General features: G+C 70.7%; 24 protein-coding genes. 21 read left to right on the top strand and 3 right to left on the bottom strand.

All coding sequences use genetic code 11. The features are described from left to right. The first annotated feature begins 9 nt into the window (after nucleotides 1–9). The 5 genes from glyQ (at nucleotide 10) to VFE82_RS19365 (ending at nucleotide 5,475) form a co-directional block, all read left to right on the top strand. A complete protein-coding gene (gene glyQ / locus VFE82_RS19385) occupies nucleotides 10–915 on the top strand; it encodes a glycine--tRNA ligase subunit alpha (protein ID WP_325001991.1) in 906 nt (301 codons plus the stop codon). A 2-nt stretch (nucleotides 916–917) separates the two neighbouring features. Then, nucleotides 918–3,026 carry a glycine--tRNA ligase subunit beta gene (gene glyS / locus VFE82_RS19380; protein WP_325001990.1) on the top strand — a complete coding sequence of 703 codons (2,109 nt, stop codon included), beginning with the start codon at nucleotides 918–920 and terminating at the stop codon, nucleotides 3,024–3,026. Nucleotides 3,027–3,126: 100 nt separating this feature from the next. Further along, entirely contained in the window at nucleotides 3,127–3,693 is a 567-nt protein-coding gene (gene gmhB / locus VFE82_RS19375; RefSeq protein ID WP_325001989.1) for a D-glycero-beta-D-manno-heptose 1,7-bisphosphate 7-phosphatase, read from the top strand. A 121-nt stretch (nucleotides 3,694–3,814) separates the two neighbouring features. Further along, nucleotides 3,815–4,549, top strand: a complete 735-nt coding sequence (locus tag VFE82_RS19370; protein ID WP_325001988.1) for a lysophospholipid acyltransferase family protein — start codon at nucleotides 3,815–3,817, stop codon at nucleotides 4,547–4,549. A gap of 11 nt (nucleotides 4,550–4,560) precedes the next feature. Beyond that, complete coding sequence (locus tag VFE82_RS19365) at nucleotides 4,561–5,475, top strand: SprT family zinc-dependent metalloprotease (RefSeq protein ID WP_325001987.1); 915 nt, start codon at nucleotides 4,561–4,563, stop codon at nucleotides 5,473–5,475. A 15-nt stretch (nucleotides 5,476–5,490) separates the two neighbouring features. On the opposite strand, the gene VFE82_RS19360 is transcribed toward VFE82_RS19365, so the two are convergent. Then, the gene (locus VFE82_RS19360) at nucleotides 5,491–6,618 is read right to left on the bottom strand and encodes an MBL fold metallo-hydrolase (protein WP_325001986.1); all 1,128 of its coding nucleotides are present in this window, start codon (nucleotides 6,616–6,618) and stop codon (nucleotides 5,491–5,493) included. 100 nt (nucleotides 6,619–6,718) lie between these two features. Between VFE82_RS19360 and VFE82_RS19355 the strand changes: the two genes are divergently transcribed. The 14 genes from VFE82_RS19355 to VFE82_RS19290 all read left to right on the top strand — a co-directional run bounded on the left by VFE82_RS19355 (nucleotide 6,719) and on the right by VFE82_RS19290 (nucleotide 19,252). Then, nucleotides 6,719–7,180 (top strand): MerR family DNA-binding transcriptional regulator, encoded by a 462-nt coding sequence (locus tag VFE82_RS19355; RefSeq protein WP_325001985.1) that lies wholly within the window; start codon nucleotides 6,719–6,721, stop codon nucleotides 7,178–7,180. Between the two features lie 32 nt (nucleotides 7,181–7,212). Next, nucleotides 7,213–7,674, top strand: a complete 462-nt coding sequence (locus VFE82_RS19350) for a PaaI family thioesterase (protein WP_325001984.1) — start codon at nucleotides 7,213–7,215, stop codon at nucleotides 7,672–7,674. 23 nt (nucleotides 7,675–7,697) lie between these two features. Then, nucleotides 7,698–8,876 (top strand): isovaleryl-CoA dehydrogenase, encoded by a 1,179-nt coding sequence (locus VFE82_RS19345; protein WP_325001983.1) that lies wholly within the window; start codon nucleotides 7,698–7,700, stop codon nucleotides 8,874–8,876. A 108-nt stretch (nucleotides 8,877–8,984) separates the two neighbouring features. Then, on the top strand, nucleotides 8,985–9,638 hold the full coding sequence (gene can, locus VFE82_RS19340) for a carbonate dehydratase (RefSeq protein WP_325001982.1): 654 nt from the start codon (nucleotides 8,985–8,987) through the stop codon (nucleotides 9,636–9,638). A gap of 14 nt (nucleotides 9,639–9,652) precedes the next feature. After that, nucleotides 9,653–11,482, top strand: a complete 1,830-nt coding sequence (gene aceK / locus VFE82_RS19335; protein ID WP_325001981.1) for a bifunctional isocitrate dehydrogenase kinase/phosphatase — start codon at nucleotides 9,653–9,655, stop codon at nucleotides 11,480–11,482. Next, the gene (locus VFE82_RS19330; protein WP_325001980.1) at nucleotides 11,479–12,282 is read left to right on the top strand and encodes an alpha/beta hydrolase; all 804 of its coding nucleotides are present in this window, start codon (nucleotides 11,479–11,481) and stop codon (nucleotides 12,280–12,282) included. The genes aceK and VFE82_RS19330 overlap by 4 nt, the downstream gene beginning before the upstream one ends. Further along, nucleotides 12,279–12,767 (top strand): hypothetical protein, encoded by a 489-nt coding sequence (locus VFE82_RS19325; protein WP_325001979.1) that lies wholly within the window; start codon nucleotides 12,279–12,281, stop codon nucleotides 12,765–12,767. Before VFE82_RS19330 ends, VFE82_RS19325 begins: the two co-directional genes overlap by 4 nt. A gap of 26 nt (nucleotides 12,768–12,793) precedes the next feature. Further along, entirely contained in the window at nucleotides 12,794–13,975 is a 1,182-nt protein-coding gene (locus VFE82_RS19320; RefSeq protein ID WP_325001978.1) for an acetyl-CoA C-acyltransferase, read from the top strand. Between the two features lie 28 nt (nucleotides 13,976–14,003). Then, nucleotides 14,004–14,672 (top strand): SDR family oxidoreductase, encoded by a 669-nt coding sequence (locus VFE82_RS19315; protein WP_325001977.1) that lies wholly within the window; start codon nucleotides 14,004–14,006, stop codon nucleotides 14,670–14,672. 50 nt (nucleotides 14,673–14,722) lie between these two features. Then, nucleotides 14,723–16,054 carry a glutamate carboxypeptidase gene (locus VFE82_RS19310; RefSeq protein WP_325001976.1) on the top strand — a complete coding sequence of 444 codons (1,332 nt, stop codon included), beginning with the start codon at nucleotides 14,723–14,725 and terminating at the stop codon, nucleotides 16,052–16,054. A gap of 13 nt (nucleotides 16,055–16,067) precedes the next feature. Then, nucleotides 16,068–17,195: an acyl-CoA dehydrogenase family protein gene (locus VFE82_RS19305; RefSeq protein WP_325001975.1), complete on the top strand. Its 1,128-nt coding sequence runs from the start codon at nucleotides 16,068–16,070 to the stop codon at nucleotides 17,193–17,195. Nucleotides 17,196–17,254: 59 nt separating this feature from the next. Continuing rightward, the gene (locus tag VFE82_RS19300; protein WP_325001974.1) at nucleotides 17,255–17,650 is read left to right on the top strand and encodes a YchJ family protein; all 396 of its coding nucleotides are present in this window, start codon (nucleotides 17,255–17,257) and stop codon (nucleotides 17,648–17,650) included. A 64-nt stretch (nucleotides 17,651–17,714) separates the two neighbouring features. After that, entirely contained in the window at nucleotides 17,715–18,515 is an 801-nt protein-coding gene (locus tag VFE82_RS19295; protein WP_325001973.1) for a metallophosphoesterase, read from the top strand. Between the two features lie 56 nt (nucleotides 18,516–18,571). Next, the gene (locus VFE82_RS19290; RefSeq protein WP_325001972.1) at nucleotides 18,572–19,252 is read left to right on the top strand and encodes an HAD family phosphatase; all 681 of its coding nucleotides are present in this window, start codon (nucleotides 18,572–18,574) and stop codon (nucleotides 19,250–19,252) included. 6 nt (nucleotides 19,253–19,258) lie between these two features. Here VFE82_RS19290 and VFE82_RS19285 read toward each other — a convergent pair whose 3' ends face one another. Continuing rightward, nucleotides 19,259–20,647 (bottom strand): sensor histidine kinase, encoded by a 1,389-nt coding sequence (locus tag VFE82_RS19285; protein ID WP_325001971.1) that lies wholly within the window; start codon nucleotides 20,645–20,647, stop codon nucleotides 19,259–19,261. After that, entirely contained in the window at nucleotides 20,644–21,333 is a 690-nt protein-coding gene (locus VFE82_RS19280) for a response regulator transcription factor (protein WP_325001970.1), read from the bottom strand. The genes VFE82_RS19285 and VFE82_RS19280 overlap by 4 nt, the downstream gene beginning before the upstream one ends. Nucleotides 21,334–21,476: 143 nt before the next feature. Between VFE82_RS19280 and VFE82_RS19275 the strand changes: the two genes are divergently transcribed. Both VFE82_RS19275 and VFE82_RS19270 read left to right on the top strand, forming a co-directional pair. Further along, a complete protein-coding gene (locus VFE82_RS19275) occupies nucleotides 21,477–21,965 on the top strand; it encodes a tripartite tricarboxylate transporter TctB family protein (protein WP_325001969.1) in 489 nt (162 codons plus the stop codon). A 15-nt stretch (nucleotides 21,966–21,980) separates the two neighbouring features. Continuing rightward, on the top strand, nucleotides 21,981–23,061 hold a 1,081-nt coding region (locus tag VFE82_RS19270; RefSeq protein WP_325001968.1), incomplete at its 3' end, for a tripartite tricarboxylate transporter permease.

Here is a 23,061-nt window from a genome sequence, read left to right as displayed (position 1 = left end):
ATCGGGCCAATGCTCACCTTCCAGCAAATCATCCTGAAGCTGCAGTCGTACTGGGACGCCCAGGGCTGCGCGCTGCTGCAGCCGTACGACATGGAAGTCGGGGCCGGCACCTCGCACACCGCCACCTTCCTGCGCGCCATCGGCCCGGAGCCCTGGAAGGCTGCCTACGTGCAACCGAGCCGCCGCCCCAAGGACGGCCGCTACGGCGAGAACCCGAACCGTCTGCAGCACTACTACCAGTTCCAGGTGGTGCTCAAGCCCGCACTGGCCAACATCCTGGAGCTGTACCTGGGCTCGCTGCAGGCGCTGGGCTTCGACCTGAAGAAGAACGACATCCGTTTCGTCGAGGACGACTGGGAGAACCCGACGCTGGGCGCCTGGGGGCTGGGCTGGGAAGTCTGGCTCAACGGCATGGAGGTGACCCAGTTCACGTACTTCCAGCAGGTCGGCGGCATCGACTGCAAGCCGATCACGGGCGAGATCACCTACGGCCTGGAGCGGCTGGCCATGTACCTGCAGGGCGTCGACAACGTGTACGACCTGACCTGGACCGAAGGGCTGTCGTACGGCGACGTGTACCTGCAGAACGAGAAGGAGCAGTCGGCCTACAACTTCGAGCACAGCGACGCCGAGTTCCTGTTCACCGCGTTCGGCGCCCACGAGAAGCAGGCCCGCCACCTGATGGAGCAGCAGCTGGCACTGCCGGCCTACGAGCAGGTGCTCAAGGCGGCGCACACCTTCAACCTGCTCGATGCGCGCGGCGCGATCAGCGTGACCGAACGTGCCGCCTACATCGGCCGCATCCGCAACCTGGCGCGTGCCGTGGCGCAGAGCTACTACGAGAGCCGCGAGCGGCTGGACTTTCCGATGGCACCGCGCGAGTGGGTGGCCCGCATGGCCAAGAAGGCGGCCTGAGCATGACAACGAAGAACCTGCTGGTCGAACTGTTCGTCGAGGAACTGCCGCCCAAGGCGCTGAAGAAGCTGGGCGACTCGTTCGGCGCCACGCTGCTGGAGCAGCTGCGGTCGCAAGGGCTGGCCACGGCCGCCTCGCAGCTGACAACCTATGCCTCGCCGCGCCGGCTCGCCGCCCACGTGAGCGCCGTGGCTGACCGCGCCGCCGACAGACCCAGCTCGCAGAAGCTGATGCCGGTGAGCGTCGGCCTGGACGCGCAAGGCCAGCCGACCCCCGCGCTGCTGAAGAAGCTGCAGGCGCTGGGGGCGGACGCCTCGGCCGCCGCCGGGCTCAAGCGCGCCCCCGACGGCAAGGCCGAGGCCCTGTTCTACGAGAGCACGGTGCGCGGGGCGACGCTGGCCGAAGGCCTGCAGAAGGCGCTGGCCGAGGCCATCACGCGCCTGCCCATCCCGAAGGTCATGACCTACCAGCTCGCCGACGGCTGGACCGACGTCAAGTTCGTGCGTCCGGCCCATTCCCTGCTGGCGCTGCACGGCAGCGACGTCGTGCCGATCGAGGCGCTGGGCCTGAAGGCGGGCAACACGACGCATGGCCACCGCTTCGAGGCCTCGTCGGCGCAGGTGGCGGTGCCCGACGCCGACAGCTACGCCGAGGTGCTCGAACAGCTCGGAGCCGTCATCCCCGGCTTCGAGACCCGCCGCGCCGAGATCGTGCGCCAGCTGCAGGCCGCCGCGCAGCGCGTGGGCGCCGGCGCCCGGCCGATCGAGGACGAGGCCCTGCTCGACGAGGTGACCGCGCTGGTGGAGCGCCCGAACGTGCTGGTCTGCGCGTTCGAGAAGGAATTTCTCGACGTGCCGCAGGAGTGCCTGATCCTCACGATGAAGGCCAACCAGAAGTACTTCCCGCTGCTGGACGCGCACGGCCGCCTCACCAACCAGTTCCTGGTGGTGAGCAACATCCGTCCGCAGGACCCTTCGGCCGTGGTGGGCGGCAACGAGCGGGTGGTGCGCCCGCGCCTGGCCGACGCCAAGTTCTTCTTCGACCAGGACCGCAAGAAGTCGCTCGAGTCGCGCGTCGCCGGCCTGGCCAAGGTGGTCTACCACAACAGGCTCGGCACGCAGGGCGAGCGCGTGCAGCGCGTGCGCCGGCTCGCGCAGGCGATCGGTGCGCGGTGGCAGGGCGACCTGCTGGCGCGCCAGGCCGACCAGGCCGCGATGCTCGCCAAGGCCGACCTGCTGACCGACATGGTGGGCGAGTTCCCGGAGCTGCAAGGCACGATGGGGCGCTACTACGCGCAGGCCGACGGCCTGCCGGCCGACATCGCCGACGCCATCGAGGACCACTACAAGCCACGCTTCGCCGGCGATGCGCTGCCGCGTGGTGCGGTCGGCGTGGCGGTGGCGCTGGCCGACAAGTTCGAGACCCTGGCCGGCCTGTTCTCCATCGGGCAGCTGCCCACCGGCGACAAGGATCCGTTCGCGCTGCGCCGCCATGCCCTGGGCATCGTGCGCATGCTGATCGAGAAGGATCTTCCGCTGCAGCTCGACCAGCTGATCAACGACGCGGTGGCGCTGTTCCCGCAGGCCGACCCCGGCACCCCCGCGCTGCTGGCCGACTTCATCTTCGATCGCCTGGCCGGCTCGCTGCGCGAGCAGGGCTACAGTGCCCAGGAAGTCGACGCGGTGCTGGCCCTGCGCCCGCAACGGCTGGGCGACGTCGGCAAGCGGCTGGCCGCGGTGCGTGCGTTTGCAGCGCTGCCGGAGGCGCCCGCGCTGGCTGCTGCCAACAAGCGCATCGGCAACATCCTGAAGAAGGCCGAGCGTGCGGTCGACCCGCACGTCAGCGAGGAGCTGCTCAAGGAGCCGGCGGAGCAGGCGCTGTACCAGGCCACCCGCGACGTCGCGCCGCGCGCGCGCTCGCAGTTCGAGGCCGGCGATTACACCGGCTCGCTGCAGACCCTGGCCGCGCTGCGCGGCCCGGTGGACGCCTTCTTCGACGACGTGATGGTCAACGCCGAGCAGCTGGACCTGCGCCTGAACCGCCTGGGCCTGCTGGCCAGCCTGCACGGCGCGATGAACCGCGTGGCCGACCTGTCGCGGCTGGCCGCATGATCTGCCACGCTGCGCGCGGCGGGGCGCCGACGCCGTCCGGGCACGCCGGCCCGAGGTGTCGTGGCCGGGCGGCACGCGCCATGGCCGGAGGGTCCCAGCGATGAAGCTCGTCATCCTCGATCGCGACGGCACGATCAACGCCGACAGCGACCAGTTCATCAAGTCTCCGCAGGAGTGGCAGCCGCTGCCCGGCGCGCTCGAGGCGATCGCGAAGATGAACCATGCCGGCTGGCACGTGGTGATCGCCTCCAACCAGTCGGGCCTGGGCCGAGGCCTGTTCGACGTCGCATCGCTCAATGCCATGCACGCGAAGATGCACAAGCTGCTGTCCGCGCACGGCGGCCGCGTCGACGCGATCTTCTACTGCCCGCACACGGCCGACGAAGGCTGCCTCTGCCGCAAGCCGCTGCCCGGCCTGTTCGAGCAGATCGGCGAGCGCTTCGGGATCGAGCTCAAGGGCGTACCGGTGGTGGGCGACGGGCTGCGCGACCTGCAGGCGGGCGTCGCCGCCGGCTGCGATCCGCACCTCGTGCTGACCGGCAAGGGCTCGGAGTTCCGCGGCCGCGAACTGCCCGACACCTTCCCGCCCGGCACGCGCGTGCACGAGGACCTCGCCGCCTTTGCCGACTGGCTGGTGGCGCGCCCGGCGCCGCGGCCCCCGGCATGACCGGCGCCACGCAGCATCGCGGCGGCGCCCCGGGCACGACCTCCGGTCCGCCCGCACGCAGCGGGCAGCGGCCTGCGCCCCGGGCCGCCGCACGACACCAGGACAACAGCACCCTTCCCCGATGAACTTCCTCCGTTCGATGCTCCACGCCCTGTGGATGCTGGTCACCGTCATCCCGTGGGCGATCATCATGCTCGTGGCTTCGATCTGGCGGCGCGGCATCCCGATGTACTGGATGGCCGTGACCTGGCTGAGCTGGGCGGTCCGCGGCCTGCGGACGCTGTGCGGCGTGCAATGGCGCGTGACCGGCATGGAGAACCTGCCGACCGGCGCCACCAGCCCGGCCATCCTGCTGGTCAAGCACCAGTCCACGCTCGAGACCTTCCTGATGCCGGTGCTGATGCCGCATCCGCTGGCCTACGTGTTCAAGCGCGAGCTGCTGTACGTGCCGTTCTTCGGCTGGGCGATGGCGCGCCTGGACATGATCCACATCGACCGCAGCCAGCGCACCCAGGCGTTCAACAAGGTGGTGGAGCAGGGCAAGCGGCTGCTCGCGCAGGGCATCTGGATCATCATGTTCCCCGAGGGCACGCGCATCCCGCGCGGCCAGGCCGGCAACTACAAGACCGGCGGCGCGCGGCTGGCGATCGCCACCGGCGCGCCGGTGATCCCGGTCGCGGTCAGCTCGGCCAAGGTCTGGCCCCGCAAGGCGTTCCTCAAGCGGCCCGGCGTGGTGGACGTCGTGATCGGCCCGCCGATCCCGAGCCAAGGTCGCGAACCCGAGGAGCTGATGCGGGAGGTCCAGGCCTGGATCGAAGCCGAGATGCGCCGCATCGACCCGGACGCCTACCGCTAGACTGCGGCTCCATGTCGAAGCTGCTGCAGTTGACGCTCGACCTGTTCGGCGACCCGGCGCCCACCCTGCCGAGCGCGCCGGCGCCCGATCCCGTCCGCGCCGTGCCGGACCCCGGCCCGACCCGGCCGGCGGAGCCGCTGGAAGCCGTGCTCGCGCCCGCGACCTTCCACCATCCGCGCGCCAACCGCCGGGCCGTGCTGGGCCACACCTTCGTCGCCTACGAGTTCAAGCGCGGCAAGCGCCGAAGCATCGGCTTCGTGGTCGGTCCCGAAGGGCTCACGGTCAGTGCGCCCAAATGGGTGCCGCTGGCCGAAGTCGACGCCGCAGTGCAGAGCAAGTCGTCCTGGATCCTGGCCAAGCTGGATGCCGCGCGCGAGCGCCGAGAGCGGGTCGAGTCGGCGCGCATCGCCTGGCAGGACGGCGCGGCGATCCCCTTCCTCGGCGAGCAGGTGATCGTGGTGCTGGACTCGCGCCGGCAGTGGGCCGAGGGTGGCGCCAGCCTGAACACCGACGGCCAGGCGCTGCCTGGCGTGCCGCGCCTCACGCTGCATGTCGGCCTGCCCCAGCACGCGACGGGCGAGCAGATCCGCGACGCCGTGCAGGCCTGGCTGATGCGCCAGGCCAAGCGCCTGTTCACCGAGCGGCTGGACCACTTCGCGCCGCAGCTGGGCGTGCAGTGGAAGAAGCTGGTGCTGAGCAACGCCGGCACGCGCTGGGGCACCGCACATGCCGACGGGACCATCCGGCTCAACTGGCGGCTGGTCCACTTCCGTCTGCCGGTCATCGACTACGTGGTCGCCCACGAACTGTCGCACCTGCGGGTGATGGACCACAGCCCGCGCTTCTGGGACACGGTCGCGACGGTGGTGCCGGACTACGCGGCGCTGCGCGGCCAGTTGCGCGAGGAGGCGCTGCCGCCCTGGTGAGCGCGTCGCGCCGGCTCAGGCCGCGACGAACCGCCAGACGCCGTCGTCGCCCTGCCGCCGGCGCAGCTGCCCGTCGAACCAGAGCGCATGCAGGTGGGCCACCGCCTCGCCCATGGCGAAGGTGGTCTGGTGCAGGTCCAGCGTGCGCCTGAACAGCACGGGCAGCATCTCGGCCGCGGTGCGGGGCTCCTGCGCGCAGGCCAGCAGCACGTCGGCGAGCCGCTCGCGGTGGTGTGCGTGCAGCTGCTCGATGCGCCGGTGCAGACCGGTGAACGGCTTGCCATGCGAGGGCAGGACCAGCGTGTCCGGCGGCAGCCGCCGGAACTTGTCGATCGACGCGAGGAACGCCCGCAGCGGGTTCGACTCGGGCTCGACGTCGTGCACGCTGATGTTGGTCGAGATCCGCGGCAGCACCATGTCGCCGCTCACCAGGACCTTCAGCTCGGGGCAGAACAGTGCGATGTGCTCCGGCGCGTGACCGAAGCCGCTGATGCATTCCCAGGCGCGCCCGCCGATGGCCACCGTCTCGCCGTCCTGCAGCCGGCGGAAGCTGGCCGGCACCGCGGGCACCATGCTGGGGTAGTAGCTCGACCGTGCCCGGATCTTGGCGATCGCCTCCGGATCCGACAGTCCGTGCGAGGCGAAGAAGTCGGCCGCACTGTCGCCGCCGAAGCCAGTCGTGCTCTGCGAGCCGATCCGCGCTGCGTTGTAGTCGGTCGCGCTGATCCAGAGGCGGCAGGTCCAGGGGTCTCCCTCGCGCCATCCCGATGCAGCGGCCGGTGCCGGCCCGCTGCCCACCTCGCGCGGCGTCGACCAGCGTTCGCACAGCCAGTGCGCCAGCCCGATGTGGTCCGGGTGCATGTGGGTGACGATCACGCGCAGGACGGGCAGACCTTGCAGCGAGCTGGCGAACACCTGCTCCCACTGGACCTTGGCCTCGTCGCGCGCGACGCAGCAGTCGACCACGCTCCAGCCTTCGCGGCCGTCGATCGCATCGCGCAGCAGCCACAGGTTGATGTGGTCGAGCGCGAACGGGAGCGCCATGCGCACCCAGCGCACGTCGGGCGCGACCTCCAGCGTCGCGCCGGCTGCCGGCAGGGTGTCGCCGAAGGGGTAGTCGAGCTGTCGTTCCTGGGGGTTCATCGTGGTGCCGCCGCGCAATTGACGTTGACGTAAACGTCAGATGTAATCGCCGCATTCTAGGACGCGGTCCGCGGCGACGTCCCGGCGCCTCAACCCAGCCATGGCCACCACCTACACCATCAGCGACCTCGCCCGCGAATTCGACCTCACCACGCGCGCCATGCGCTTCTACGAGGACATGGGGCTGCTGCAGCCCGAGCGCTCCGGCCCGGGGGGCCGCAACCGGGTCTACAGCGCGCGCGACCGCACCCGCCTCAAGCTCACGCTGCGGGCCAAGCGGCTGGGGCTGTCGCTGTCGGAGGCGCGCGAGATCATCGACATGTACGACAGCCCGCGGGACACCGGGCCGCAGCTGAAGAAGTTCCTGGCGATCCTGGCGCAGCACCGCCTGCAGCTGGAGGAGCAGCTGGCCGACCTGCAGGCCAACCTCGACGAGGTGAAGGTGCACGAGCGCGAGGCGCGCGCGCTGCTGGCGCGGCTGGAGAAGGCCCCGGCAAGGGCGTCGGCCAGGCCGTCCGCGGGAGCGCCGGCGAAGGCCGCGCCGCGTGCCCGGCGGGCATAATTGACGTTGACGTCAACGTCAACCACCCCGACATGCCCGCCACCTCCTTCGAGCCGGCCGATCCGGCCTTCGCCGACCGGGTCCGCGTCAGCTTCGCCCGCCAAGCCGCCATGGGCACGATCGGTGCCAGCCTGGCGCGGGTGGAGCCCGGCGAGGTCGAGATCGCGATGGCGTGGGCCGCCGGGCTGACCCAGCAGCATGGGTTCCTGCATGGCGGCGTGATCGCCGCCGCACTCGATTCGGCGTGCGGCTACGCCGGCTCCACGCTGATGCCGGCCGAAGCGGGCGTGCTCACCATCGAATTCAAGATCAATTTCGTCGCGCCCGCCCTGGGCCAGCGCTTCCGCATGGTCGGCAGCGTGATCAAGCCGGGGCGCACCATCACCGTGGCCGAGGGCCGCGCCTACGCGCTCGACGGCGCGCGGGAGAAGCTGGTGGCCACGATGAATGCGACGCTGATGACCGTCGTCGGCCGCGACGACGTCCGCCACTGAACACCGGGAACCAGGAGACACCCATGAACCTGCCAGGCCTGAACTTCCAGCTGGGCGAGGACATCGACGCGCTGCGCGACGCCGTGCGCGCGTTCGCCGACAGCGAGATCGCCCCGCGCGCCGCCGAGATCGACCGCAGCGACCAGTTCCCGATGGACCTGTGGCGCAAGATGGGCGAGCTCGGCGTGCTGGGCATCACCGTGCCCGAGGCGTACGGCGGCGCCAACATGGGGTACCTCGCGCACATGATCGCGATGGAGGAGATCTCGCGCGCCTCGGCCTCGGTCGGCCTGTCGTACGGCGCGCACTCCAACCTGTGCGTCAACCAGATCAAGCGCAACGGCAGCGAGGCGCAAAAGCGCAAGTACCTGCCCAAGCTGGTCTCGGGCGAGCACGTCGGCGCGCTGGCCATGAGCGAGCCGGGCGCCGGCAGCGACGTCATCTCGATGAAGCTGCGCGCCGAGGACAAGGGCGGCTACTACGTCCTGAACGGCAGCAAGTTCTGGATCACCAACGGCCCGGACGCCGACACGCTGGTGGTTTACGCCAAGACCGAGCCGGAGCTGGGCGCGCGCGGCGTCACCGCGTTCCTGATCGAGAAGGCGATGAAAGGTTTCTCGATCGCGCAGAAGCTCGACAAGCTGGGCATGCGTGGCAGCCACACCGGCGAGCTGGTGTTCCAGAACGTGGAGGTGCCGGCCGAGAACGTGCTCGGCACGCTCAACGGCGGGGCCAAGGTGCTGATGTCCGGCCTGGACTACGAGCGCGCCGTGCTGGCCGCCGGCCCGATCGGGATCATGCAGGCGGTGATGGACAACGTCGTGCCCTACATCCACGACCGCAAGCAGTTCGGCCAGAGCATTGGCGAGTTCCAGCTCATCCAGGGCAAGGTCGCCGACATGTACACGGTGCTGCAGGCGGCGCGCGCCTTCTGCTACACGGTGGGCAAGAACCTGGACATGCTCGGCAGCGAGCACGTGCGCCAGGTGCGCAAGGACTGCGCGTCGGTCATCCTGTGGTGCGCCGAGAAGGCCACCTGGATGGCCGGCGAGGGCATCCAGGTGTTCGGCGGCAACGGCTACATCAACGACTATCCGCTCGGGCGCCTCTGGCGAGACGCCAAGCTGTACGAGATCGGCGCCGGCACCAGCGAGATCCGCCGCATGCTCATCGGCCGCGAACTGTTCGCCGAGACGATGTGACTGGCGCCGCCGCTTCCCGCAACCGCCCATCCAGGCGATCCCGTACGTGCGACGACGCACGCGCGGCCATCCCGCACGACAACCCACGGCCGAGGTGACAATTCCGCCATGACCACCATCCACGACTTGTTCGACCACAACCGGGCCTGGGCCGCGGAGATGGAGCGCACGCGCCCCGGCTTCTTCACGGGACTGGTCAAGCAGCAGAAACCCAAGTTCATGTGGATCGGCTGCTCCGACAGCCGCGTGCCCGCCAACCAGATCACAGGCCTGGAGCCGGGCGAGGTGTTCGTCCACCGCAACGTGGCCAACGTCGTCGTGCATTCCGACCTGAACGCGCTGTCGACCATCCAGTTCGCGGTCGACATGCTCAAGGTCGAACACATCATGGTTGTCGGCCACTACGGTTGCGGCGGCGTCTTGGCGGCGCTGAACAACACCCGCGTCGGACTGGCCGACAACTGGATCCGCCACATCCAGGACGTGCGCGACCGCCACCGTGCGTCGCTCGAGGCGGTGCCGGAGGACCGGCGTGGCGACCTGCTGGTCGACCTGAACGTGGTCGAGCAGGTGGTCAACGTGGGCGTGAGCACGGTGATGACCGACGCCTGGGCCAAGGGCCAGCGGGTCACCGTGCACGGCTGGGCCTTCGGGGTGCACGATGGCCTGCTGCACGACCTGGGGATGTCGGTCTCCTCGACCGACGACATCGAGACGCGCTACCGGGACGCCGTGCAGCGCGCCGTCGCCAGGCGGGGCTGAACCGGAACGCAGCCATGTTCCCGCAGCGCCTCGACTCGCCGGTGGCCTATGCCATCGCCCAGGCGATGCTCGACGGCTTCGACCGCCACTACCGGTTGTTCCGCCAGGAGTCGGCCCGGGCCAAGGCGCGCTTCGAGGCGGCCGACTGGCACGGCCAGCAGCGGGCGCAGCGTGAGCGCATCGAGTTCTACGACCTGCGGGTCAACGAGGCGGTGGCGCGGCTGGAGACCGAGTTCCGGGCGGGCGAGCAGCCGATGGCGGTGTGGCACCAGGCCAAGCTGCACTACATCGGCCTGCTGATCGAGCACCACCAGCCCGAGCTGGCCGAGACGTTCTTCAACTCGGTCACGACCAAGATCCTGCACCGCACCTACTTCCACAACGACTTCATCTTCGTGCGGCCCGCGGTCAGCACCGAGTACATCGAGAACGACGAGCCGGCGGCCACGCCGACCTACCGCGCCTACTACCCCACGCGCGACACGCTGCATGCCAACATCGTGCGCATCATCGACAACTTCCGGCTGCAGCGGCCGTTCGCGGACCTGGAGCGCGATGCGCGCCACGTGCTCGACGCGATGGGGGCACGGCTGGCGCACGTGAAGCTGCGCGCCAATTTCCAGATCCAGGTGCTGTCGTCGCTGTTCTTTCGCAACAAGGGCGCCTATGTCGTCGGCAAGCTGATCAACGGTTTCAACGAAGTGCCGTTCGCGCTGCCGATCCTGCACGACGACGCGGGGCGCCTGGTGATCGATGCCTGCCTGTTCGGCGAGGACGACCTGCAGATGCTGTTCTCGTTCGCGCGGGCCTACTTCCTGGTCGACATGGAGATCCCGGCGGCGTACGTGCAGTTCCTGCGCTCGCTGATGCCGCGCAAGCCGCGCGCCGAGATCTACAACGCGCTTGGCCTGGCCAAGCAGGGCAAGACGCTGTTCTACCGGGACTTCCTCTACCACCTGAAGCACTCCAGCGACAAGTTCCGCATCGCCCCGGGCATCAAGGGGATGGTGATGCTGGTGTTCGACCTGCCGTCCTTCCCGTACGTGTTCAAGGTGATCAAGGACTTCTATCCGCCGCCCAAGGACACCACGCGCGAGCAGATCCAGGGCAAGTACCTGCTGGTCAAGCAGCATGACCGCGTGGGGCGCATGGCCGACACCCTGGAGTACAGCGAGGTGGCGTTCGCGCGCGACCGCTTCGAGGACGACCTCATCGCCGAGATCCGCCGCCATGCCCCCAGCCAGCTGGAGATCGGCGACCGCGATGGCGACGGTCACGAGGAGGTCGTGATCAAGCACCTGTACATCGAGCGGCGGATGATCCCGCTGAACATCTACCTGGCCGAGGCGTTCGACGCGCTGGAGCACGGCGATGCGGCCGCGGCCCGCGCGGCCCGCGAGCAGATCGAGCACGCCGTCGTCGAGTACGGCAACGCCATCAAGGACCTGGTGGCCGCCAACATCTTCCCCGGCGACATGCTGTGGAAGAACTTCGGCGTGACGCGCAACGGCAAGGTGGTCTTCTACGACTACGACGAGATCGAGTACGTCACCGACTGCAACTTCCGCACGGTGCCGGCGCCGCGCACCGAGGAAGAGGAACTGTCGGGCGAGGTCTGGTACCCGGTGGGCCCGAAGGACGTGTTCCCCGAGACCTTCGCGCCGTTCCTGCTGGGCAACGCGGCCGTGCGCGCAGCCTTCATGCGCCACCACGCGGACCTGCTGGACGCCGGCTTCTGGCAGCGACAGAAGGCGCGCATCGCGGCGGGCCACGTGCACGACGTCTTCCCGTACGACCCGGACAAGCGCTTCGCGCACCGCCAGGCGCAGGAGGTCCGGTCGTGACCACGCGACGCACCTGGGCCGTCGCGGGGGCGCTGCTGCTGGCCGTGCTGCGCGCGCCGGCGCTGGCCCAGGAGGCGCAGGTGGTCGACCTGCCCACCCGGCCGGGCGTGCAGTTGCGGATGCTGGTCGTGCGCCCTGCCGCCGATGTCTCCAGCGTGCTGGTGCTGCTGACCGGCGGCGGTGGCCAGCTGGGCATCTACCCCAACGGCAGCATGCGCCGCGACGGCAATTTCCTGGTGCGCTCGCGACAGCTCTTCGTGTCGCACGGGCATGCCGTCGTGCTGCTCGACACGCCCAGCGACCAGCCGGAGCTGCGGGGCAGCTTCCGCGACAGCGCCGAGCATGCGCAGGACCTCGGGGCGGCCGTGGCATGGGCCCGCCGCAGCTTCGGCAAGCAGGTCTGGCTGGTCGGCACCAGCCGGGGCACGCATTCGGCCGCCAATGGTGCGCTGCGGCTGCGCGACGAGCAGGCGCCCGACGGCCTGGTGCTGACCTCGACCATCCTGGACAGCGCCCGCTTCGGCAACGTCACGGCCATCCCGGTGCAGCAGTGGCCGTTGCACGAGCTGCGCATGCCGGTGCTGGTCGTGCACCACCAGGACGATGCCTGCCAGGTCTGCCCGCCGGCCCGGCTGCCCGAACTGATGGCCCGGCTGAATCCGGGGACCAGCCAGCTCGTCACCTATGCCGGCGGCCGCAGCCAGGGGCCGGCATGCGAGGCCTTCGCCCACCACGGCTTCAACGGCCTGGAAGAGCGCGTCGTCGCCGACATCTCCGGCTGGATCCGGTCGCGCCCATGAACGCCCGCGACGCCTGGGAACTCGCCAGCTTCGTGGTCACCGCGCTCGGCCTGCCGGTGGCCATCCTGTTCTTCGCCTGGGAGCAGCGCAAGGAGCGCGACAACGAGGAGGAAGAGCAGTACCAGCTGCTCTCCAACGCGTACAACGATTTCCTCAAGGTCGTGCTGGCCCATCCGGACCTGCAGCTGCGCACCAACGAGCCGCTCGCCGACCCGAGCGCCGAGCAGCGCGAGCGCATGCTCGTGATCTTCGATATGCTGATGTCGCTGTTCGAGCGCGCCTACCTGGTGGCCTACAAGCCGCGCATGAGCGAGGACGAGCGCCGCCGCTGGAACAGCTGGGACGACTACATGCGCGAGTGGTGCCGTCGCGAGGACTTCCACAACGCCCTGCCGCTGCTGCTGCGCGGCGAGGACCCCCAGTTCCAGGACTACCTGCGCCGCATCGCCGAAGAGGAACGCAGCGCTGTCGTCCATTCCACCTGATCCCGATCTTCCAAAAGGAGCACACCATGGCCGAATCCGTCGTCATCGTCAGCGCCGCCCGCACCCCGATGGGGGCCTTCCAGGGCGACTTTTCCACGCTTTCCGCGCACGACCTCGGCGGCGCGGCGATCCGAGCCGCCGTCGAGCGCGCCGGCATCCCGGCCGACGCCGTCGGCGAAGTGCTGTTCGGCAACTGCCTGATGGCCGGCCAGGGCCAGGCTCCGGCGCGCCAGGCGGCCTTCAAGGGCGGGCTGCCCAAGAGCGCCGGCGCCGTCACGCTGTCCAAGATGTGCGGCTCCGGCATGAAGGCGGCGATGTTCGCCCACGACATGCTGCTGGCCGGCAGCCACGAGGTGATGGTCGCCGGCGGCATGGAGAGCATGACCAACGCGCCCTACCTGCTGCTCAAGGGCCGCGGCGGCTACCGCATGGGCCACGACAGGGTCTACGACCACATGATGCTGGACGGGCTGGAGGACGCCTACGAGCCGGGCCGCGCGATGGGCACCTTCGGCGAGGACTGCGCGGCCAAGTACAAGTTCTCGCGCGAAGCCCAGGACGCATTCGCGATGGCCTCGGTCACGCGCGCCAAGAAGGCCACCGAGTCGGGCGCCTTCGCCACCGAGATCACCCCGGTCACGGTCAAGACGCGCGCCGGCGAGTCGGTCATCTCGGTCGACGAGGGCCCGGGCAAGGTCAAGCTCGACAAGATCCAGACGCTCAAGCCCGCGTTCAAGAAGGACGGCACCATCACCGCCGCGTCATCCTCGAGCATCAACGACGGCGCCGCGGCGCTGGTGATGATGACCGAGAGCACCGCGCGCCGCCTGGGCTGCCAGCCGCTGGCCCGCATCGTCGGCCATGCGATGCACGCACAGGAACCCGAGTGGTTCACCACCGCGCCGGTCGGGGCCACCCAGAAGCTGCTGGCCAAGACCGGCTGGAAGGTCGCCGACGTCGATCTGTGGGAAGTGAACGAGGCGTTCGCGGTGGTGCCGATGGCGCTGATGCACGAGCTGAAGGTGTCGCACGACATCGTCAACGTCAACGGTGGCGCCTGCGCCCTGGGCCACCCGATCGGCGCGTCCGGCGCGCGCATCATGGTCACGCTGATCCATGCGCTGCAGGCGCGTGGCGGCAAGCGCGGCATCGCCACGCTGTGCATCGGCGGCGGCGAGGGCACGGCCCTGGCGCTGGAGCTGGTGTGACGGCCGCGAGCACCGGCGGGGTGGTGCGATGAGCACCGTCCTGGTCATCGGCGCCTCGCGCGGCATTGGGCTGGAGTTCGTCCGCCAGTACCGTGCCGCCGGCGACACGGTGATCGCCACCGCGCGCAGCAGCGACGGCCTGCAGGCGCTCGAGGCGCTCGGCGCCAAGACGCTCAAGCTCGACGTGGCGGATCCGGCCAGCATCAGCGGCCTGTCCTGGCAGCTCGATGGCGAGCGGATCGACCTGGCGCTGTACGTGGCCGGGGTCTACAGCACCGCGGGCGCCGCCGAGCCGCCCACGCAGCAGGACTTCGACCGCCTGATGCACACCAACGTGCTTGGCGCGATGCAGGCCATCCCGCAGGTGGCCCCGCTGGTCGAGGCTGCCGGCGGCCGCTTCGTCTTCCTCAGCAGCCAGATGGCGCACATCGCCGGCACCGACTCCAGCTTTGGCTGGCTCTACCGCGCGAGCAAGGCCGCCCTCAACATGGTGGTGGCGGCCGCCCGGCACGAGTACCCGGGCGCGGTGTTCGCGGCGATGAGCCCCGGCTGGGTCCAGACCGACATGGGCGGGCCCGGCGCGCCGCTCACCGCGCAGCAGAGCGTCGCCTCGATGCGGCAGGCCATCGGCAAGCTCACCCGCCGCCACAGCGGCGCCTTCCTGGACCACGACGGATCGCCCTTCCAGGGCTGGTGACCATGGTGCCGCCAGGCGCGCTTCCAAGAACGATTCACGGAGAAGAGCAGATGCATCCCAAATTCGCCCCCGCGGCCCTGATGGCCGCCGTCCTCGCCCTGGCCGCCTGCGGCAGCAATCCCGTCGCCAGCGGCGGCGCGGCGCCTGCCGCCCCGGTGGCCGCCAGCCCCACGGCCACCGCCGCTGCTCCCAGCGCGCCGGCGGCCCGTCCGGTCGACGCGGCCCTGATGGCCGCCGCCACGGCGGAACAGCCGGCCGTGGTCCGCACGCTGGAGCGGCTGGTCAACATCGAGACCGGCACCGGCGACACGGTGGGCATGGCCGCGATGGGCCGCCTGCTGGAAGACGAACTCAAGGCGCTGGGCGCCACCGTCACCCGCCACCCGGCCGCCGGCGGCGCCGTCGGCGACAACATCGTCGGCCGGCTGTCCGGCCGAGGCGGCCGCAAGCTGCTGCTGATGGCCCACATGGACACGGTGTACGTGCGCGGCACGCTGGCCAAGGCGGCCTTCCGTGTCGACGGCGCCCGGGCGTTCGGCCCCGGCATTGCCGACGACAAGAGCGGCGTGGCGATGATCCTGCACACGCTCAAGCTGCTGAAGGCGCGCGGCTTCCAGGACTACGGCCAGATCACGGTGATGTTCAACACCGACGAGGAGCGCGGCTCGTTCGGCTCGCGCGACCTGATCCAGCGCCTGGCCGGCGAGAGCGACGTCGTGCTGTCGTTCGAGCCGACGCTCGCGATGGCCGAGAGCCTCACCCTCGGCACGGCCGGCATCGTCTACTACAAGGTCGGCGTCAAGGGCCTGGCCTCGCACGCCGGCGCCGCGCCGGAGCTGGGCGTCAACGCGCTGGTCGAGGCTTCCGACATCGTGCTGCGCACCATGGACCTGGACGACAAGGCCCGCGACCTGCGCTTCAACTGGACGGTCGGCAAGAGCGGCCAGGTCGCCAACATCATCCCGGATGAGGCGCAGCTGGAAGCCAACATCCGCTATGCGCGCAAGGAAGACCTCGATGGCCTGCTGCGCACGCTGGAGCAGCGCATCCAGGGGCGCAAGAAGCTGGACAAGAGCGTGATCACGATCGCGCCGGAGTACGGCCGCCCGGCGTTCAACGCCGACGCCGCGGGCCGGGCCCTGGTGCAGCGCGCCGTCGCCATCTATGCCGAGACCGGCGGCCGCCTCAACGTGGTGGAGCGCACCGGCGGTGGCACCGACGCGGCGTATGCCGCCCTGTCGGGCAAGCCCGTGCTCGAGAGCCTGGGGCTGCCCGGCTTCGGCTACCACAGCAACCAGGCCGAGTACGTGATGATCGACGCGATCCCGCGCCGCCTGTACCTGGCCAGCCGGCTGGTCATGGACCTGGGCGCCGGCCGCTGAGGGGGGACGGGGCATGCTGCTGACGACCGAGCAGGAGGCGATCCGCGATGCCGTGCGCGCGTTCGCGCAGGAGCAGCTCTGGCCGCACGCCGCGCGCTGGGACAAGGAGCATGTCTTTCCGCGCGAGGCGCACCGCGGGCTGGCCGAACTCGGGGCGTACGGCATCTGCGTGCCGGAGGCCTACGGCGGCGCCGGCCTCGACTACCTGACGCTCGCGCTGGTGCTGGAGGAGATCGCGGCCGGCGACGGCGGCACCAGCACCGCCATCAGCGTCACCAACTGCCCGGTCAACGCGATCCTGCTGCGCTATGGCAGCCAGGCGCAGAAGCAGCGCTGGCTGGCGCCGCTGGCGCGCGGCGACCTGCTGGGCGCGTTCTGCCTGACCGAGCCGCACGTGGGCAGCGATGCCTCGGCGCTGCGCACGACCGCGCGGCGCGAGGGCGACGGCTACGTGCTCGACGGCGTCAAGCAGTTCATCACCAGCGGCAAGAACGGCCAGCTCGCGATCGTGATCGCCGTGACCGACAAGGCCGCCGGCAAGAAGGGCATGAGCGCCTTCCTGGTGCCCACCGACACGCCCGGCTACGTGGTCGCCCGGCTGGAGGACAAGGTCGGCCAGCATTCCAGCGACACCGCCCAGATCAACCTCGACGGCTGCCGCATTCCGGCCGACCACCTGATCGGCGAGGAGGGCGAGGGCTACCGCATCGCGCTGTCGGCGCTGGAAGGCGGTCGCATCGGCATCGCGGCGCAGAGCGTGGGCATGGCGCGCAGCGCGTTCGAGGTGGCATTGGCGTATGCGCGCGACCGGCACAGCTTCGGCACCGCCATCTTCAACCACCAGGCGGTCGGATTCCGGCTGGCCGACTGCGCCACCCAGCTCGAGGCCGCGCGGCAGCTGATCTGGCATGCCGCCAGCCTGCGCGATGCCGGCCGGCCCTGCCTGAAGGAAGCGGCGATGGCCAAGCTGTTCGCCAGCGAGATGGCCGAGCGCGTCTGCAGCGCGGCCATCCAGACGCTGGGCGGCTACGGGTACGTGGCCGACTTCCCGGTGGAGCGCATCTGGCGCGACGTGCGGGTGTGCCAGATCTACGAAGGCACCTCGGACGTGCAGAAGATCCTGATCCAGCGCGGGCTGTAGGAGCCCGGCATGGCGCGAACCCCGCACGGCCGCGTGCCCGCCGGACCGGTCCGGCACGCATGACGTCCTCCGACCCCTGCCCCTGCGGCCGCACCGACCCGCGCGGCCGGCCGCTGCCGTACCAGGCATGCTGCGGCCGCTACCTGGCGGGCCAGGCAGCGCCCGATGCCGAATCGCTCATGCGCTCGCGCTACACCGCCTACGTCCGCAACGACGAGGCCTACCTGCTCGCGACCTGGCACCCCGACACACGCCCGGCGGACGTGCGCCCCGAACCGGGCACCCGGTGGCTGGGCCTGGAGGTCAAGGACCACCGGCAGCCCGATCCCGACCATGCCGAGGTGGCGTTCGTGGCGCGCTACCGGGTGCAGGGCCGCGGCGGGCGCCTGCAGGAGCGCAGCCGCTTCGTGCGCGCGGATGGGCGCTGGTTCTACCGGGACGGCGACATTGGCTGACGCGGCTGCTGGGCACCGCCGCGGCTGGCTGCGGCGCGCCATCCGGATCGCCGCCCTTGCGGCCGTGCTGCTCGCCATCTGGGCGGTGGGCATCGAGCCGCGCTGGGTCGCCGCTCGCCGCATCGACCACCGCGTGCCGGGCTGGCAGGGGCCGCCGCTGAAGGTGGCGGTCGCGAGCGACTGGCACCTGTCGCCCCGGGCGGCCTGGCGCGTGATGACGCCCGAGCGGGCCCGCCACCTTGTCGAGGAGATCAACGCGGCGCACCCGGACGTGGTCCTGCTGCCCGGTGACTTCATTGCCGACCGCGACTACGAAACGGCTTCCGGCGAGCCCGCGGAGGTCGAGATCGCCGCCATCCTCGGCGGCCTGCGCGCCCCGCTGGGCGTCTACGCGGTGCTGGGCAACCACGACTGGTGGCATGGCGGCGCCTCCTTCCGGGCCGCGCTGGAGCAGCGTGGCATCCGGGTGCTGGAGAACGAGGCCCGTCAGATCGACGCCGGGCTGTGGCTGGCCGGTGTCGGCGACCACTACACCGGGCATTCGGATCCCGCGCGCGCCCTGCGCGAGGTGCCGGCGGACCGGCCGGCGCTGGTCATGATGCACGACCCGGCCAGCCTGCTCGACATGCCGCCGGTGCAGGGGCTGCTGGTGGCAGGCCACACGCATGGCGGCCAGGTGTTCCTGCCGGGGATCGGCGCGCCGATGGTGCCCGGCGCGGCGCCGCGCCAGTGGGCCTACGGCTGGGTGCAGCATCGGGGCCTACCGGCCTTCGTCACCAGCGGCCTGGGCGTGAGCATCCTGCCGCTGCGGTTGAACATGCGGCCCGAGTGGCTGCTGTTCGTGCTCGACGCCGCGGTGGGCTGAAGCGGCCCGGCCGCGGCGCAGGCGGTCGCGCCGCCCTTGGTACGATCCCCGGCCGCATGACCACCACTCCTTCCCGATTCGAAGCCGTCCTGTTCGACTGCGACGGCGTCCTCGTCGACAGCGAACCCATCACCAACGGCGTCCTGCGCGACATGCTGGAGGAGGCCGGCTGGACGCTCACGACGGCCGAGTGCATGCGGCTGTTCCTGGGCAAGGCGGTGAAGGACCAGCGCGGGTTGATCGAGTCCCGCACCGGCCGCCCCCTGACCGAGGAGTGGCTGGCCCTGTTCCGCGCGCGCCGCAATGCGCAGCTGGAGGCCGGGCTGGTGGCCGTCGCCGGCGCGGTCGAGGCGGTCGAGCGCATCCACCGTGCCTTCGACGGGCGCATCGCGTGCGCGAGCGGCGCCGACCGGCAGAAGGTCGAGCTCCAGCTGGCCAAGTGCGGCCTGATGCGCTTCTTCGAGGGCCGCATCTTCAGCGGCCACGAGCTGCCCCGTTCCAAGCCTGCGCCCGACGTGTACCTCGCCGCAGCGGCGGCCTTGCAGGTCGATCCGCGCCGCTGCGCGGTGGTGGAGGACACCGTCACCGGCGCCACCGCGGGGCGGGCTGCCGGTGCCACGGTGTTCGGCTATTGCCCGGCGGAGGCCGGCCACGACGCCGCGGCCGCCCTGCGCGCCGCCGGCGCCGCGACGCTCTTCACGGCGATGCGCGAGCTGCCGGCCCTGCTGGCCGCCTGAGCGCGCTCACGCCGCTGCGAAGCGGATGCTGCAGAGCCAGCCGCGGCCACCCGGCCCGCTGCCCAGCGCCATCGAGGCGTTCATCAGCGTCGCGTACTGCGACACCAGCGCCAGGCCCAGGCCGGCGCCCTGGCCGAGCAGCTGCCCGGTGTCCCCCTGCGAGCCGCGCTGCACCAGCTGCGCCTGCAGCTCGCCGGGCAGCCCCGGCCCGTTGTCCTGCACCGAGAGCGTGACGGTCTCGGCGGCGCGCTCGATCGACACCGTCACGGTGGACGGCTGGCCGTCGACCGCCTGGCCGTACCGCAGCGCGTTGTCGAGCAGATTGATCAGGATGCCGTCCACCAGGGTGGCATCGGCGTTGACGCTGCACGGCACGTCGATGCCGACCGCCCCCAGGTCGACCCCCGCGGCGTCGGCGCGCGGCAGGAAGCGCAGGACCGCATCGCGCACCAGCTCGTCGAGGGCCACCGGCTCCAGCTTGAGGCCGGCTTCGGCCTCGAGTGCCAGCGCCAGTTCGAGCAGCTGGTCGACCAGCCGGCTGGCGCGCGCCTGGCTGGCCGCGATCCGCTGCAACTGCTCGCGCCAGGATTGCGGATCGCTCTGCGACAGGCCGTAGTCGGCCAGGGCGCGGATGCCGGCCAGCGGCGTGCGCAGCTCGTGCGCCACGTTGCCGGCGAACTCGCGCTGCGCCCGCACGCTGCGTTCCAGGCGTGCCAGCAACGCGTTCAGCGCGGCGGCCAGCGTGGCCAGGTCGCGGGTGGTGGCCTCGACGTGGATCGCAGCCAGGTCGTTGGCGCTGCGGCGGCCCAGCGCCTCCTGCAGCTGCGAGAGCGGGCGCAGGTCGCTGCGGATCGCCAGCCGCAGCCAGCCGCCCAGCACCAGCAGCAGCAGCAGCTGGGGCACCAGCGACAGCCAGATCAGCCGCTGCAGCGCCACGTTGCGCGCCACCGTGGTCTCGGCCACGACGACGTCGAACGGCAGCGGCAGTTCGCGGTGCAGGGTCACGGCGCGCAGCCGGTCGCCGCGCAGCTCCACGTCCTGGAAGCGGTACGGCGTCGCGCCCGAGGCGGGCGGGATGCGCAGCTCCTGCACGCCGGCGACCACGCTGCCGTCCATGCGCTGCACGCTGAAGTACGCGGTCTCGACCTGGTCGAACAGCACCCGGTTCATCTCGCGGCTGGACAGCGTCAGCTCGATCTCGCCGCCGCGCGCCTGCACGTTGGAGGCGATCAGCGCGGCGTCGTCCAGCAGCGAACGGTCGAAGGCGCGCTGGGTGAACCAGTAGGCGATGCCGGTGGAGACGGCACTGCCTGCGATCCAGGTCAGCGCCAGCGGCACCAGCACGTGCCGCAGCAGCCGCGACGACAGCCGTGGCGGTTGCGCGGTCTCCTTCAAGCCTCGGCCTCGAGGAGGTAGCCCAGCCCGCGCAGCGTGCGGATGTGCACGCCGCTGCCGACCAGCTTCTTGCGCAGGCGCGAGATGAAGGCCTCCAGCGCGTTGTCGCCGAGATAGTCCTCCAGGTCCGACAGCTTCTCGGCCATCTCGCGCTTGCTGACCACGCGGCCGGCCGGCGTCATCAGCTCCCAGAGCACCTCGAACTCGCGCGCGGGCAGCTCCAGGGGCTGGCCATGCAGGCTGAAGCGGCGGCTGACCCGGTCCAGGCCCAGGCCGCCGACCAGCACCTGGTCCTGGGTGCCGGTGGTGCGCCGCACCACCGCGCGCAGCCGCGCCTCCACTTCGGCCAGGTCGAAGGGTTTGCCCAGGTAGTCGTCGGCGCCGGCATTGAGCCCCGCGATGCGCTCGTCGGTGCGGTTGCGCGCGGTGAGCACCAGCACCGGCGTGTGGTCGCCGCGGGCGCGCGCCGCGCGCAGGGCAGTGAGGCCGCTGCCCAGTCCGCTGCGCGGGTTGGCGTTGTGCGGCAGGTTCAGGTCGAGCAGCACGGCGTCGAAGCCCGCCATCTGCCACAACTGGTCGGCTTCCTCCAGCGTGCCCGCCACGTCCACCCGGTGGCCCGCATCGCGCAGGCTGCGCACCATCACGTCTCGCAGCACCACGTCGTCTTCGATCAGCAGGATTCGCATGGCCCCGGTGTACCTCCGTCCGCAGCCGGAATGCTACGCACTTTCACCAACCGCCCGGGTCAGCCAGAGGTCAGGCTGGCGCGAACCTAATGCTCCGGTCGGCTCGCACCCAGGCAGGGGCCGACGCGTTCACAAGGACAGGCATGAGGATCAAGAGCCAGAAAGACTTCTTCGCGGGGCTGATGTTCTGCACCGTCGGGGCGGCATTCGCCTTCGGCGCCACCACCTACAACATCGGCGAGGGCGCCCGCATGGGCCCGGGATACTTCCCGCTGGTGCTGGGCATCCTGCTGGCCGCGCTCGGCGCATTCGTCATGTTCGAGTCGCTGGTCGTCGAGACCGAGGACGGCGAGAAGATCGGCCCCTGGGCCTGGAAGCCGCTGGGCTTCATCATCGGTGCCAACGTGCTGTTCGGCCTGCTGCTGGGCGGCCTGCCGCGGCTGGGCATCCCGCCGATGGGCCTGATCGTGGGCATCTACGGCCTCACGTTCGTCGCCGCGCTGGCGGGCGACGAGTTCAAGTTCAGCGAAGTGGTCGTGCTGGCCACGGTGCTGGCCATCGGCAGCTACCTCGCCTTCGTGGTGCTGCTGAAACTGCAGTTCCCCGTCTGGCCGACCTTCATCGCCGGCTGACCCACGGACCCCGACATGGACCTGATTTCCAACCTCATGACCGGCTTCGGCGTGGCCTTCACGCCGATCAACCTGATGTACGCGTTCGTCGGCTGCCTGCTGGGCACGCTGATCGGCGTGCTCCCGGGCATCGGCCCCATCGCCACCATCGCGATGCTGCTGCCGGCCACCTACGCGCTGCCTCCCGTGTCGGCGCTGATCATGCTGGCCGGCATCTACTACGGCGCGCAGTACGGCGGCTCCACCACCGCCATCCTGGTCAACCTGCCGGGCGAGTCGTCGTCGGTGGTGACCGTGATCGACGGCTACCAGATGGCGCGCAAGGGGAGGGCCGGGCCGGCGCTCGCCGCCGCCGGCCTCGGCTCGTTCTTCGCCGGCTGCGTCGGCACGCTGATCCTGGCGGCCTTCGCGGCACCGCTGACCGAGGTGGCCTTCAAGTTCGGCCCGGCCGAGTACTTCTCGCTGATGGTGCTGGGCCTGATCGGCGCCGTGGTGCTGGCCTCCGGCTCGCTGGTCAAGGCGGTCGCGATGATCGTGCTGGGCCTGCTGCTCGGCCTGGTGGGCACCGATGTCAACTCCGGTGTCGCGCGCTTCTCGTTCGACATCCCGGAGCTGACCGACGGCATCGGCTTCATCACCATCGCGATGGGCGTGTTCGGCTACGGCGAGATCATCCAGAACCTGTCGCAGTCGTCCGAGGACCGCGAGGTCTTCACCGGCAAGGTGTCGGGCCTGTTCCCCACCAAGGAAGACTTCAAGAACATGGTGCCGGCGGTGCTGCGCGGCACTGCGCTCGGGTCGGCGCTGGGCATCCTGCCCGGCGGCGGTGCGCTGCTGGCCGCCTTCGCCGCGTACACCATCGAGAAGAAGACCAAGCTCAAGCCCGGCGAAGTGCCGTTCGGCAAAGGCAACATCCGCGGCGTCGCGGCGCCCGAGTCGGCCAACAACGCCGGCGCCCAGACCTCGTTCATCCCGCTGCTGACGCTGGGCATCCCGCCCAACGCCGTGATGGCGCTGATGGTGGGCGCCATGACCATCCACAACATCCAGCCCGGGCCGCAGGTCATGACCAGCAACCCGCAGCTGTTCTGGGGCC

The sequence above is a fragment of the Ramlibacter sp. genome (assembly GCF_035655895.1).
GTDB lineage: Bacteria > Pseudomonadota > Gammaproteobacteria > Burkholderiales > Burkholderiaceae_C > Ramlibacter.
The sequence above is the reverse complement of the archived record's forward strand: the minus strand, read 5'-3'. Positions and strand labels throughout refer to the sequence as shown.